Raw genomic sequence first — 13,775 nt, forward strand, 5'->3', positions numbered from 1 at the left:
AATGAAGAAGATATTCAACATATTATTAATACTACTGATGTTTTCATCAGTTAAAATTATTGCACAACAAGACTCTTTAAAACTTCAACGCGAAGCTCGTGCTTTACTTAGAAACGGAAATGAGTTGTATAAAAAGCAAAAGTACAGCGACGCTTCTATTGCATACAGAAAAGCGTTGGGAAAAGACAGCAAATATGATAAAGCGAGTTATAATTTTGGCAATGCTTTATATCAAGATAAAAACTACAAAGAAGCAGTTTCTCAATACGAATTAACTGCAAAAACGGCTAAAGATAAATTTGTGAAAGCTGAAGCTTACCATAATATTGGTAATGCTATGATGGAACAAAAACAATTTCAACAAGCTGTAGATGCATATAAAAATGCATTAAGAAAAAATCCGAATGATGATGAAACTCGTTACAATTTAGCTGCCGCACAAAAACAATTAGAAAAAGAGAAACAAAATCAGAATAAAGACAAGGATAAAAACAAAGACAATAAAGATAATAAGGACAAGAAGAACGAAGAGGATAAGAAAAAGGATCAAAATAAAGACAAAAAAGACGGCGACGATAAAGATAAAAAGGACGATAAGAAAGATCAAAAAGGAGACGATAAACAGGATCAGAACAAACAAAATAAAGACGATAAAAAAGATCCTAATCAACAACCAAAACCTCAACAAGGTAAAATGACGCCTGAACAAATGAAGCAATTGCTTGAGAGTTTAAATAACGAAGAGAAGAAGACTCAAAAGAAAATGAATGTTCAAAAGTCTAAAGGACAAAAAGTAAAACAAGAGAAAGATTGGTAATGTTGAATGAATAAATCAAATTTTTTATTTTTACCTGTTTTTTAAAAAATATATGAAGTTGAGATTTTACATATCATTTTTAATCACATTATTAACCGTTTCAATTTTTGCGCAAGATGTAGAATTAGTAGCTACGGTAAGCAAAAATAAACTAGGCGTTAACCAACGCTTACGCGTAGAATACTCTATTAACAAACAAGGAGGAGACAACTTTAAAGCTCCTAATTTTAAAAATTTTAAAGTTGTTGGTGGTCCGAGCCAATCGGTTAGCCAATCTTGGATTAATGGTAAAGCTAGTTTTTCACAATCGTATACGTATATTATTGAACCTCGTGCTAAAGGAGAATACGATTTACCCTCTGCAAGTATAGAAATTGACGGAAAAACCCTTACATCAAAATCTGTAAAAATTATTGTTACCGATGCTGTTGATGTTCCTAGAAATCCTAATGATCCTAGTTATATTGCTGAACAAAACATTCATTTAGTTGCTGAAGTTTCTAAATCTCAACCTTATGTAGGTGAAGGGATTTATGTAGAATACAGATTATACTTTAGTGACAATGTAGGTATTTATGATAATGCTATTACCGAGGCTCCTCAATACAACGGTTTTTGGAATCAGGAAATTAAGCGTAATGGAATGCCGGTGAAAACTGCTATGTATAATGGCGAACGTTATCGTTATGCTGTGTTACACAAAGCATTATTAATACCAACAAAATCTGGTAAATTAACCATAGACCCAATGAAAATGGATATTGTAGTTGCGGTACCAACAGGTCGTGGTGATTTTTTCGGGAATGCGATTACAAGACAAGTTCGAAAAGAATTTTCATCAGCAAAAAAAAATATTCAAGTTAAAGCATTACCTACTATTGGAAAGCCAGAAAGTTTTACGGGAGCAGTTGGTGCATTTACTTATGAAGTAAATGCAAGTAAAAATTCATTAAAAGCAAATGAATCTTCTCAAATTAAAGTAACAGTAACAGGAAAAGGGAATTTAAAATTATTTGAAATCCCTAAAATTGTAACCCCAAAAGAACTTGAAGTATATCAACCCGAAAGAAAGGAGAATGTATCTATTACTACTTCTGGTTTAAATGGATCTGTTGCTGATAACTATACTGTTGTTCCTCAATACAAAGGGAAATATAAAATACCAAGTACTGAGTTTTCTTATTTTAATCCTGAGAATGAAAAGTATTATACAATTTCTACTGATGATTTGTATGTAAATGTATTAGAAGGAAAAGAATTAATCACAAATACGGAAGAAAATAATACGATTAGTAAGCAAGCTGTAAAATCAACTGGGAAAAACTTTAGATACATTCAAACAGCTACTAATTTACACCCTGTAAAATCAACAGATTTCTTTAATTCTAATTTGTTTTATGTTTTATTATTCTTACCATTAATAGCTATTCCTGTAGGAATTTTAATCGGTAAAAAGAAAGAAGAACGCGATGCTGATGTGACTGGAAACAAACAAAGAAAAGCAGATAAATTAGCGAAAAAATATTTATCTGAAGCTCAAAAAAAGCTAGGTAATAAAGAACGCTTTTACGAAGCTTTAGAACGTGCCCTGCATAATTATTTAAAAGCAAAATTAGGAGTAGAAACTTCCGATATTAGTCGAGATAAAATCACACAATTATTACGTAATAAAAAAGTGGGAGAAATTACTGTTTCAAATTTTATAAATGTATTAGATGATTGTGATTTTGCACGATACACACCTATAAATGATGTGCAAATGAAACAAGAATTTGAGAAAGCAAAACAAGTAATAACACAATTAGATAAGCAACTATAATGAAAAAATTGTTCTTATTATTTTTATTAATTTCAAACATCGCCTCAGCTCAAAATACAGATGAGTTGTTTACTAGTGCTAATAATTTATATAAAGAAGGAAAATATCAAGAAGCAATCGAATTATACCATCAAATAGAAACAAAAAACTTGGTTTCTTCGGAACTTTACTACAACCTTGGTAATTGTTATTACAAACTCAACAAAGTAGCACCTACCATTTATAATTACGAAAAAGCCTTGCGTTTAAATCCGTTAAATGAAGATGCTCAAAATAATTTAATTTTCGCAAAACGATTAACACTCGACAGGATTGAGGAATTACCAAAATCTGTTTTTCAAAAATTTAACGAACGTTATTTACAAAAGTTAACCTATAATAATTGGGGAATAATATCAATTATACTTTCGTTATTGGGTTCAATTTTATTTCTGCTTTTTCACTTTACAAATATTTCGTCAAAAAAACGTTTCTTTTTTATCACAAGTATTTTAAGTTTTCTTTTTTCAATAACTTCGTTTTCATTAGCCTATAATCAGTACTCAAATTCAAATAAAATCGTAGAAGCTATTATTTTTCCAGAAGAAGTAACCGTTAAAAACGAACCTACTAATAATGCTGACGAGGCCTTCCTATTACACGAAGGAACAAAAGTTTTCGTTTTAGACAACGTAGACAATTGGAAAAAAATTCGTTTATCTGATGGTAAAATTGGCTGGTTATTAGCCAAAAATTTAAAAGAATTATAACATCATTCTATTTGAAAATCATTATTTTCGCCTCAACAATGATTAAATTATTTAAACATACTTATTTTAAATATATGCTTCTAATGATTCTTTCATTAAAGGCTGGTTTTTTTATTGTTGAAAATGTTTCATCTATCAACGAAATCGAAATTTGTTATGAATTAGACTTTGATGATGTTGAAAATGATGATAATACTGAGTTAGATGAAAAAGAAAAAATTGTACAACAACAATCTTATTCTTTTAACTTAAAGAGAAAAATAAACAATGAAAATCATCCTATTTTCATTAACGAATATAGAATTCAATATTTAGAATTCTCTACCCCACCTCCAGAGTTTTTAGCTTAATTCTATTTAGTTAAAACAAAATCAATTTTATTTCAATAAAAAACATTACTCTAAATAATTTTTAGAGTAAAAAATAATTATATATGTTCAAAACAATTAAGAGTGACTTACCCGCAAGTATAGTCGTATTTTTCGTTGCACTACCTTTATGTTTAGGTATTGCATTAGCAAGTGGAGCGCCACTTTTTTCAGGAATAATAGCAGGAATCGTAGGAGGAATTGTAGTAGGTTCTTTAAGTGGTTCTAAAATTGGTGTAAGTGGCCCTGCTGCAGGTCTTGCAGCAATTGTATTAACATCGATAGGTAGCTTAGGTGGTTATCAAAATTTTCTAGTTGCTGTTGTGTTAGGAGGTATTATTCAAGTAGTATTCGGCTTCTTAAAAGCAGGAGTAATAGGATATTATTTTCCTTCTTCTGTAATTAAAGGAATGCTTACAGGAATTGGAATTATTATCATTTTAAAACAAATTCCCCACTTTTTCGGTTATGATGCAGAACCCGAAGGAGCAGATAGTTTTGTAGAAACATCAGGAGAAAATACTTTTTCTGCAATCTTAAATATAATGGATAATATCACTTTAGGATCAACAGTTATTGGGCTTATTGGTTTAGCTATTTTATTATTATGGGATAAAGTTTTATCTAAAAAAGGGAAGATATTTAAACTTATACAAGGTCCTTTAGTAGCCGTTGTTGTAGGTATTATTTTCTTTGCTTTAACACAATCTAATACCTTATTGGCTGTGGACCAATCTCATTTAGTTAGTGTACCGGTACCTGAAGATGCAGCCTCTTTCTTTGGCCAATTTAGTTTTCCTAATTTTAGCGCAATAACAAACCCAGAAGTATGGTTAGTAGCTTTTACAATAGCTTTAGTTGCAAGTCTAGAAACTTTACTTTGTGTTGAAGCTACAGATAAAATAGACCCAAGTAAAAATGTAACACCAACTAATAGAGAATTATTAGCTCAAGGAGCTGGAAATATTTTTTCAGGCTTAATAGGAGGTTTACCAATAACTCAAGTAATTGTAAGAAGCTCTGCAAATATACAATCTGGTGGACGCAGTAAGTTATCTACTATTATTCACGGTTTTCTATTGTTAATATCTGTAATTCTAATTCCTAGATTACTTAATATGGTTCCATTATCTGTTTTAGCTGCCATATTATTTATAGTTGGTTTTAAACTTGCAAAACCTAAGATGTTTAAACAAATGTATTTAATGGGATGGAAACAATTTGTTCCCTTTATTGTTACAGTTTTTGGTATTGTTTTTATTGATTTATTATGGGGAATTGGTCTTGGTTTAAGTGTAGGTATTGTTGTAGTACTTTTAAAAAGTTATCAAAACTCTCACTTTTTACATATTGAAGACAATAGTAATGGTAATCATTCTATAAAAATGACACTTGCAGAAGAGGTTACTTTTTTCAATAAAGGTGCTATTTTAAAAGAATTGGATAGTTTACCAAGGGACACGAAATTAGAGTTCAATATATTAAAAACAAGGTATTTAGATAATGACATTATAGAAATTCTTGAAGATTTCCTATTTAAAGCTAAAGATAGAAATATAGATATAAAATTAGTTTCTAAACGAGGAATAGTAGAAAACCCTTCAAGTTTTATTGAATTTTTTAAAGAAAGACCAAAATCAAGTTTAAGCTTAAGTTAGGTCGATTATGAAAACTAATAAAAACAAGATATTATTACTTTCAGACCTAAAAAAATCTTCTAATTTAGAGTTAAAAAGTGCCGTAAGTTTAGCAAAAATGTTTCATGGTGAGATAACACTTTTTCATATAAAAAAACCAACAGAAATAGTTGAAAGAGAAAGTCAGCTATCAACTATCCGTTCTATTAATGAAAAACATATAATTTTAGATAAAGAAATAGAAAACTTGGTCAAACCTATACGTCAAAAATTTAATATAAACATAGATTATAAGTTAACTTTTGGCAATATAAAGCATGAAATTGAAAGTTATATTCAGGAATATAAACCAGACATAATAGTTCTTGGTAAAAAGAAAGGAAAAAAGCTTAATTTTATTGGAAACAATATTACAGAATTTGTTTTGAAAATTCACAAAGGGTCTGTTATGATTGTAAAAGATCAAGATGCACTACAACCAAATCAAGAAGTTTCATTAGGTGTTTTGAATACGATAGATAAAACCCTGAATATACATGATATTGAAGAATTAATTAACAAAACAAAAACACCAATTAAGACATTCAATATTATTAAAGGAGCGAAGAGCAATTTAAAAAAACATTCAACCGCTAACTCTAATAAAAACAACATTGAATATTTTTTTGAACAAAGCGATAAAGCATTAGAAAGTGTATCTAAATACGTATCTAAAAACAAGATAAACCTAATGTGTTTAGACAAAACAAATAAAAAAAACAGAGACATTATAAATAAACTCAATGTTTCATTATTACTAACAGGAGAAAAAGTACAAATACTACAAAAATAGTATCCTAATAATAAATTAAAATTTATGAAAGCACATACAAAAGAGACGCAGTCTACAATGACTCCAGAAAAATCTTTGAATTTTTTAAAAGAAGGAAACCTAAGATTTCAGAACAATTTAAAAGCAAATCGCAACCTTTTAGAGCAAGTAAATGACACAAGCGATGGTCAATTTCCATTTGCTACTATTTTAAGTTGTATAGATTCACGTGTTTCTGCCGAACTAGTTTTTGATCAAGGTTTAGGTGATATTTTTAGTATTCGTATCGCTGGTAACTTTGTAAACGAAGATATTTTAGGTAGTATGGAGTTTGCCTGTAAATTAGCTGGAACAAAACTTATTGTTGTACTAGGACACACAAGTTGTGGTGCTATAAAAGGAGCTTGTGACCATGCAGAAATGGGCAACTTAACTAAATTAATAGAAAAAATTACCCCAGCAGTAAACGCTGTTTCTGAACCAACAAACGAAACTCAAAGAACCTCTAAGAATATTGATTTTGTAAACACTGTTTCTAGAAAGAATGTTGAGCTAACAATAGAAAGAATTCATACTGAGAGTCCAATCTTATCTGAAATGGAAAAAAACAATGAAATTAAAATAGTTGGCGCTATGTACGATATCAATTCAGGTGAAGTTACTTTTTACTAACAAAAGAGAATATCTAATTTTAAAGCAGTATTTTTATAAATGTACTGCTTTCTTTTACAATTATATAATGTTTTTATTTATTTCTTCAAAATAAAAAAGTAAATTACAAACTTATTAAACAAATAAATTAAACATTGAAAAAACTATTTTCTAACTTAAAAGGGGATATTTTTGGTGGTATTACAGCAGGTATAGTAGCATTGCCTTTAGCTTTAGCATTTGGAGTTTCTTCAGGATTAGGTCCAAGTGCTGGTTTATATGGAGCTATTTTTATTGCTTTTTTTGCAGCGCTTTTTGGAGGAACAGATACTCAAATTTCGGGCCCCACTGCTCCAATGACAGCTGTGAGTATGGTCGTAATTGCAGGTATTATTGCCGCCAATGATGGTGATGTTACCAAAGCCTTACCAACCATATTAACCGTTTTTCTTTTAGCTGGTTTACTACAAATTGGCTTAGGATTAATTGGCCTAGGAAAATACATCCGGTATATACCTTACCCTGTTGTTTCAGGGTTTATGACTGCAATCGGCTTAATTATTTTAGTTACACAAATTTTACCTTCATTGGGGTATTATGCTAAAGAAGACACCCAATTTGTACAGCAATTTAAACCTCAGGCAGAAGAAATAATTTTAGAAAACATTTTAAAAGAAGAAGCTGGTGAAGGAATTTTAGTTCTTGATAATTTTAAAGAAACTATTAATAGAGCTGAAAAAATTACCGATGAGGATATTTTAAGAGAAAGTAAAACCTTAGCAGGCAAAGAAGCATCTGGTGTTTTAGGTGCTTTAAAAGTATTACCAAATGCTTTAAAAAATATTAACTGGTTAGAAGTATTATTAGCTTTGGGTACTATTATTATCATTTATGGTTTCAAAAGAATAACCACAGCTATACCTAGTACCCTTGTCGCTTTAGTTGTTATGACTGGTATTGCTATTGGCTTCGGATTACATTATCGCCCGATTGAAGAAATACCTGGGGGCTTTCCAATACCTAATCTTGGAATCTTTACCTATTTTAGTCTCGAAAATGTTACTCCTTATATTTTTACGGCATTAACACTTGCTCTATTGGGTGCAATTGACTCTTTGTTAACATCAGTCGTGGCAGATAATATGACAAAAACCAAACACAAGCCTAATAAAGAATTAATTGGGCAAGGAATTGGGAATAGTATAGCAGCAATTTTTGGAGGAATTCCAGGAGCTGGAGCTACTATTCGTACAGTTGTAAACATTAATTCTGGCGGAAAAACAAAACTATCAGGTATGATAGCGGGTATAATGCTTTTAATCATTTTATTAGGTTTAGGTCCAATTGCTTCAAAAATTCCTGCAGCAGTTTTAGCTGGTATTTTAATTACAGTTGGTATTGGAGTAATGGATTACAAAGGATTGAAAGCAATTCCAGCGTTACCAAAAGATATTAAATTAGGTCCATTAAAATTAAGTTCAGAAGTATTAATAATGTTGGTCGTTTTATTTTTATCAACTTTCTGGAACTTAGTATATGCTGTTGGTATAGGTTTAGTAATTGCTTCATTAATGTTTATGAAAAAAATTGGAGATTTGACTGCAAAACGTTCGGATGTGAAACCTCTAAAAGAAGAAGCCTGGACAGATGAAGAAGATTTTCCAAATAATTTAAAGGAGGAAGTATTCATAAAACATATTAAAGGACCTTTATTTTTTGGATCAACTAGTGATTTTCAACAATTAGCAAAACAAATTCCTAAGACTGCTTCAACTGTAATTATTAGGATGGGTAGAATGCAATATATGGATCAATCTGGATTATATGCTTTAGAAGATATTCTAGTAGATTTAAAAAAAGAGGATATAAATGTTTTATTAGTTAACGTTTTAGAGCAACCAAAATATATGATGGAGCGTATCGATATTATTCCTGATTTAATTAAAAAAGAACATATTTTTAATTCTTTTAAAGAATGCCTTTCTTGGGTAAAACAAAATGTTAAAGACACAACTACAAAACTTTCTTGATTATGAACCTATCAAAAGTATTTGAAAATAATAAAGCTTGGATAAAAAACAAATTAATCTCCAATAAAGATTATTTTAAAGACCTTAACAAGGGGCAAAATCCAGAATTTTTATACATTGGTTGTTCGGACAGTAGAGTCTCTGCAGAAGATCTAATGGGTTTAGCTCCAGGGGAGGTATTTGTTCACAGGAACATTGCAAACATGGTCTCTTCCATCGATTTAAACTCAGCCTCTGTAATAGAATATGCTGTAGAACATCTAAAAGTAAACCATGTAGTGGTTTGTGGACATTATTCTTGTGGTGGTGTTAAAGCTGCAATGCAATCGGCTGATTTAGGTATTTTAAATCCGTGGTTACGTAACATTAGAGATGTTTATCGCATTCATAAGGATGAATTAAATGCTATTGTAGATGAAGAAAAGCGCTATGATCGGTTAGTAGAATTAAATGTACAAGAGCAATGTGTAAATTTAATTAAAACTGCTGCAGTACAAAAAGCTTACAGAGATCGTGGACTAAAAGTACACGGTTGGGTTTTTGATATAAAAACAGGAAAACTTATTGATTTAAACATAGATTTTGAGCACATCTTACAAGATATCATGGAAATCTATCACTTAGATTAATTAAATTCAGATTCATTAAAAATTAATCACCTTGGAATAGTTTATATAATAATAAATGTCTTTATATTTACAGTTGAGAAAATTTATTTGTTATTTATCTTTTCAAAAATCATTCAAAAAAAAATCGGGTAAGTAAATACTACCCGATTTTTTTATACTTCTTTGTTTTCTGTTTGCACTTCATCCTCTCCTTTAATAATAGAAGGAAATATCATCGGAGCAATTTTTTTAACGGGTTTATATAAAATAGATTCGTCTAAATTTTCTTGTTTAACAAAAGGTATTGTATCATTCATTTTTCCGAAGAAAATAAAAACCACACTTAAGATTAATCCTATTTTTAAAGCACCAAAAACACCTCCAAGAATTTTATTAATTATTCCCAAAGATGCAAAATCTGCTATCTTGGTTAAAATTTTACCCATCAAAGCAATTACCACTATAATCACTACAAACGTACCTGCAAAAGCCGCTAGTGAAATGTATTTTTCATCCCACTCTACACTATTTTTTAGCCATTCTCCTAAAAAATAAGAAAAGTGAATAGCGCCATATACACCCGCTACTAAAGCAACTAGTGAAGCAATTTCAACAAATAACCCTTTCATAAGTCCACGTACAAAACCAAAAAGGAGCAAGGCAGCTATTATAATATCAAACGTGTTCATTCTTAAACTTTTTGTGGCAAATATAAGTAACTCATTTGTATCTTTGCTTTTCAATTAAATTAGGATGATAAAGAATACAGATTTAAAAGAAAAGTGGGATTATTTAGTTGCTAAATTATCGCAACAATTTGTAGAAGGAGATGAATTAAATCTAGACGGAATTATCTATTTAATTGGGGTACAAGAATTAGGTCAAGGGCATCGTCGTTTTAAAAAAGACGAAAAAGTAAACCTAATGCATATTGCCATTTGCAAACTGTTAGAACCTTATGGTTATTATGAATTTGACTTTTTTGATGAAGAGGGTTGGCCTCACTACAAAACAATTACAGAATTACCTAGTTTAAAACCAGGAGAACAATCTGTATTAATTAAAGAATCTATTATTACCTATTTTGACAGGATTGAGTTTTTTAAGTAACGCTCAATTTTCTTATCATTTTTGATAATAGCTTCGGGTAAAAACGTTTCATGTACACTCCTAATTTTTCTTTAGCTCCTGCAATATAAACCTCTTCTTTTTCTTTCTTAATAGCTTTTAGCATCAACTTAGCAAAACGGTTTGGATCTATTCCGTTAGCGGTAGCAGCATCCATGGTTTCTTGTGGACTTCCATTACCCGTTAAAGCGTTTTTAGATACATTCGTAGTTACAAATCCTGGGCAAACTAAAGTAACCTTTATGTTGTTATTAAAAACCTCAGCTCGTAAACTATCAAAAAAACCATGTAATGCATGTTTAGTCGCTGCATAAGATGATCTTAATGGCGTGCCAATTTTACCTACAATACTAGTTGTCACTACTAAATGACCTTTTTTTTGTTGAATAAAATACGGTAAAATAGCCTTAGTAAGCGCTACTGTTCCTAAATAATTAATATCCATTAAACGCTTATCTACTAATATATTAGTGTCTTTAACTAATGATCGTTGGCTGATGCCTCCGTTATTCACCAAAACATCAATTTTTCCAAAAAAAGTAATTGCCTCAGCAACTTTAGAAGTTAAATTTTCAAAATCCTCTAAATCTAATGGCAGAACCACAATATCTTCTTGATTGTTACATAATGCTTTAACTTCATCTAGAGCTATTTTATTTCGAGAAGATAAAATTATTTTTGTACTTTGGCGCGAGAGCTCAATTGCTAAAGATTTTCCGATGCCAGATGAAGCACCTGTAATCCAATAAACATTGTTATTTACATTCATCTACTAAGAAACTTTAATGCAAAGTACTTAAATTAAATAAGAAATAGTAATTTTGGTATACTTATTGAAAGATTATAAGTAATATACAATTGTGATTAAAAATAAACGAATAAAAAATCCCTAATAATGAAAAAACTTCTTGCATTACTCGTATTTGTAACATCTATTGCAAACGCACAATACACGATTAAAGGTACAATGACACCTCCAGATGAAGGAGATTGGGTTATTTTATATAAATTAGAAGGAGCAAATCAAAAATTTGTTCTAAACACTACTATAAAGTTTGAGACTGTAAATATTGGTGGTAATGAGCAAAAAATTGGGAGATTTCAATTTGATCTTCCTGCCGACACAAAAAAAGGAACTTATAGAGTTACTTATAGAGATAAAGGAGCTGGTTTCGTAGATTTTTTATTTAACAAAGAAAATGTTGAATTTATATTTAATCCCGTTTACCCAGATCAATCAATAGTTTTTACAAAATCTATTGAAAACAAAGTATATCGTGAATATTTAGAAGCTGTTTCTTTAAAGCAAAAAGACATAGATGCTATACAGGTTAACTATATTAAAACCCAAACAAGAGATTCTAAAAAAGCATATAAAAAAGCTTTAAGCAGCTTAGAGGATTTGCAAGAAATTTATGAAGGAAAATCTAAAGGAATGTTGGCTTATCATTTTATTAAATCTTCAAAAACTGAATACCCTTCTTCTATTTTAGAAAACACACAAGATTATTTAAATTTTGTAGTAGATAACTTTTTTACAAATGTAGATTTTAAAAGTCCAGAATTATATAATTCTTCATTTCTAATAGATAAGGTTACTGATTATGTATTTCTTATAAATGTTCCTGAAAATCAAGTGTTAAGACAAAAAATATACAAGCAATCTATTACTAAAGTAATGGAAAAAGTTAGTCATAATCCTAAATTAAAAAAGGCTGTTTCCGAATTTTTAATTGAACGTTTTACTAACGCAAGAAATTCAGAAATAGTAGATTGGTTATTTGCTGACTATTATAATAATCTTCCTACGGAATTGCAAGATGAAAAATTCAAGAAAGACAAAGTAGCTTTATTACTCGCTACTGTTGGTAGAATTGCACCTGATTTTTCTTGGCAAGAAGAAGGTACAGATTTTAAATTATCTACTTTAAACGATGGTGATAATTATTTATTAGTTTTTTGGAGTACACAATGTTCTCATTGTGTGGAAGAGATTCCTCAAGCCCATGAATTCATGAAAAATTATGGAAAAACTTCTGTAGTCGCTTTTGCTATTGAACAAGATGACTTAGATTTTAATTCTTGGGTTAAAAATAAATTATATGGCTGGCATAATGTTATGGGTACTCATCCTGATAACAAATGGGAAAATGAAACAGTTCAAACGTATCAATTGGTCGGAACACCAACCTATTTTGTATTAGATAAAAACAAGAAAATTATAGCAATGCCTAATTCTTTAGCAGATGTTAAAGATTATTTTGAAAAGGCAAATAAAGTTGCTGAAGAATAAATGTTTCGTAACCTACTTTTAATTTGTATTGTATTCTTAAATACAAACACATTTTCACAAGAAAACTTTAAAGTAGGCGATAACGTGCCAGAATTCAAATTATGGCTTACCGATGGTAGTAGGCTAACTAAAAACGACATCCTTAATAAGGTTGTCGTTTTTAAATTTTGGTTTACCTATTGTATACCTTGTTTATTAGATATAAATAAATTAAACGAATTAGTGATATCATTAGATGAAAGAAATGATATCTTATTTATAGCTCCTGCTCTCGAGAGAAAAGAAATTATTGAAGAGTTTACTTCAAACACTGCTTTTTTGTTTAAAATAGCTTATTCAGCAATGGATGTAAGCCAGATTTTCAACAAGAAACAAGTATATCCTTCTTATTTTGTTATTGATAAAAAAGGGAAATTTACATACATAGATAGTGGCATAAAAAAGTCTGAATTCATACCACTAAAAAAAGCGATTCTAAAAGCTTTAAAAGAATAAAAAAGCATCTTCTAAATGCTCTATACTAAAACGTGTCTGTTTCTTTATGATAGCAATTATATCAAAACGAACTTCAACATCTAAATTATTTTCAAACACATAGTTATCGATAGCTGAGGTTAATAATTTTATTTTCTTCTGGTTTACAAATTCTTCAGGATTCCCAAAAAAAGTGGTAGATCTTGTTTTTACTTCAACAACCGCTAAAACATTATCTTTCTTTGCAATAACATCAATCTCTGCTTTTTGGAATCGATAGTTTTTTTCAACAATAGTATATCCTTTTTTTTGTAAATATTCAATTGCTAACTCCTCTCCTTTTTTACCAAGTTCGTTGTGTTGTGCCATATAAAAACTTATATTTGAATA

The 13,775-nt window shown here is 29.8% G+C and carries 15 protein-coding genes; 12 read left to right on the top strand and 3 right to left on the bottom strand.

Going from position 1 to position 13,775, the window contains the following annotated elements; translation table 11 throughout:
• Position 1 precedes the first annotated feature (1 nt).
• The 9 genes from C7447_RS00765 (at position 2) to C7447_RS00805 (ending at position 9,511) form a co-directional block, all read left to right on the top strand.
• Positions 2-817, top strand: coding sequence for a tetratricopeptide repeat protein (locus tag C7447_RS00765; RefSeq protein ID WP_148868272.1), 816 nt, complete (start codon positions 2-4; stop codon positions 815-817).
• A gap of 52 nt (positions 818-869) precedes the next feature.
• A complete protein-coding gene (locus C7447_RS00770; RefSeq protein ID WP_148868273.1) occupies positions 870-2,636 on the top strand; it encodes a BatD family protein in 1,767 nt (588 codons plus the stop codon).
• On the top strand, positions 2,636-3,385 hold the full coding sequence (locus C7447_RS00775) for a tetratricopeptide repeat protein (protein WP_148868274.1): 750 nt from the start codon (positions 2,636-2,638) through the stop codon (positions 3,383-3,385). Before C7447_RS00770 ends, C7447_RS00775 begins: the two co-directional genes overlap by 1 nt.
• Before the next feature lie 83 nt (positions 3,386-3,468).
• Positions 3,469-3,735, top strand: a complete 267-nt coding sequence (locus tag C7447_RS00780; protein WP_170245861.1) for a hypothetical protein — start codon at positions 3,469-3,471, stop codon at positions 3,733-3,735.
• An 83-nt stretch (positions 3,736-3,818) separates the two neighbouring features.
• Complete coding sequence (locus C7447_RS00785) at positions 3,819-5,411, top strand: SulP family inorganic anion transporter (RefSeq protein ID WP_148868276.1); 1,593 nt, start codon at positions 3,819-3,821, stop codon at positions 5,409-5,411.
• 7 nt (positions 5,412-5,418) lie between these two features.
• Positions 5,419-6,222: a universal stress protein gene (locus C7447_RS00790; RefSeq protein WP_148868277.1), complete on the top strand. Its 804-nt coding sequence runs from the start codon at positions 5,419-5,421 to the stop codon at positions 6,220-6,222.
• A gap of 24 nt (positions 6,223-6,246) precedes the next feature.
• Positions 6,247-6,873 (top strand): carbonic anhydrase family protein, encoded by a 627-nt coding sequence (locus C7447_RS00795; RefSeq protein WP_148868278.1) that lies wholly within the window; start codon positions 6,247-6,249, stop codon positions 6,871-6,873.
• Positions 6,874-7,007: 134 nt separating this feature from the next.
• Positions 7,008-8,882: a SulP family inorganic anion transporter gene (locus tag C7447_RS00800; protein WP_148868279.1), complete on the top strand. Its 1,875-nt coding sequence runs from the start codon at positions 7,008-7,010 to the stop codon at positions 8,880-8,882.
• Between the two features lie 2 nt (positions 8,883-8,884).
• Positions 8,885-9,511 carry a carbonic anhydrase gene (locus tag C7447_RS00805; protein WP_148868280.1) on the top strand — a complete coding sequence of 209 codons (627 nt, stop codon included), beginning with the start codon at positions 8,885-8,887 and terminating at the stop codon, positions 9,509-9,511.
• A gap of 152 nt (positions 9,512-9,663) precedes the next feature.
• Here C7447_RS00805 and C7447_RS00810 read toward each other — a convergent pair whose 3' ends face one another.
• Positions 9,664-10,179, bottom strand: a complete 516-nt coding sequence (locus C7447_RS00810; protein WP_148868281.1) for a CvpA family protein — start codon at positions 10,177-10,179, stop codon at positions 9,664-9,666.
• 64 nt (positions 10,180-10,243) lie between these two features.
• Here C7447_RS00810 and C7447_RS00815 point away from each other — a divergent pair, with 64 nt between their 5' ends.
• Entirely contained in the window at positions 10,244-10,600 is a 357-nt protein-coding gene (locus C7447_RS00815) for a hypothetical protein (RefSeq protein ID WP_148868282.1), read from the top strand.
• Here the strand turns inward: C7447_RS00815 and C7447_RS00820 are convergent.
• Positions 10,593-11,387, bottom strand: a complete 795-nt coding sequence (locus C7447_RS00820) for an SDR family oxidoreductase (RefSeq protein ID WP_148868283.1) — start codon at positions 11,385-11,387, stop codon at positions 10,593-10,595. The genes C7447_RS00815 and C7447_RS00820 overlap by 8 nt on opposite strands.
• 126 nt (positions 11,388-11,513) lie before the next feature.
• Between C7447_RS00820 and C7447_RS00825 the strand changes: the two genes are divergently transcribed.
• Both C7447_RS00825 and C7447_RS00830 read left to right on the top strand, forming a co-directional pair.
• Positions 11,514-12,911 (top strand): TlpA family protein disulfide reductase, encoded by a 1,398-nt coding sequence (locus tag C7447_RS00825; RefSeq protein WP_148868284.1) that lies wholly within the window; start codon positions 11,514-11,516, stop codon positions 12,909-12,911.
• Entirely contained in the window at positions 12,912-13,406 is a 495-nt protein-coding gene (locus tag C7447_RS00830) for a TlpA family protein disulfide reductase (protein WP_148868285.1), read from the top strand.
• On the opposite strand, the gene C7447_RS00835 is transcribed toward C7447_RS00830, so the two are convergent.
• The gene (locus C7447_RS00835) at positions 13,395-13,754 is read right to left on the bottom strand and encodes a YraN family protein (protein WP_148868286.1); all 360 of its coding nucleotides are present in this window, start codon (positions 13,752-13,754) and stop codon (positions 13,395-13,397) included. The two genes, C7447_RS00830 and C7447_RS00835, sit on opposite strands and share 12 nt — an antisense overlap.
• Between the last annotated feature and the right edge of the window lie 21 nt (positions 13,755-13,775).

It is taken from the genome of Tenacibaculum adriaticum, assembly GCF_008124875.1.
Lineage (GTDB): Bacteria > Bacteroidota > Bacteroidia > Flavobacteriales > Flavobacteriaceae > Polaribacter > Polaribacter adriaticus.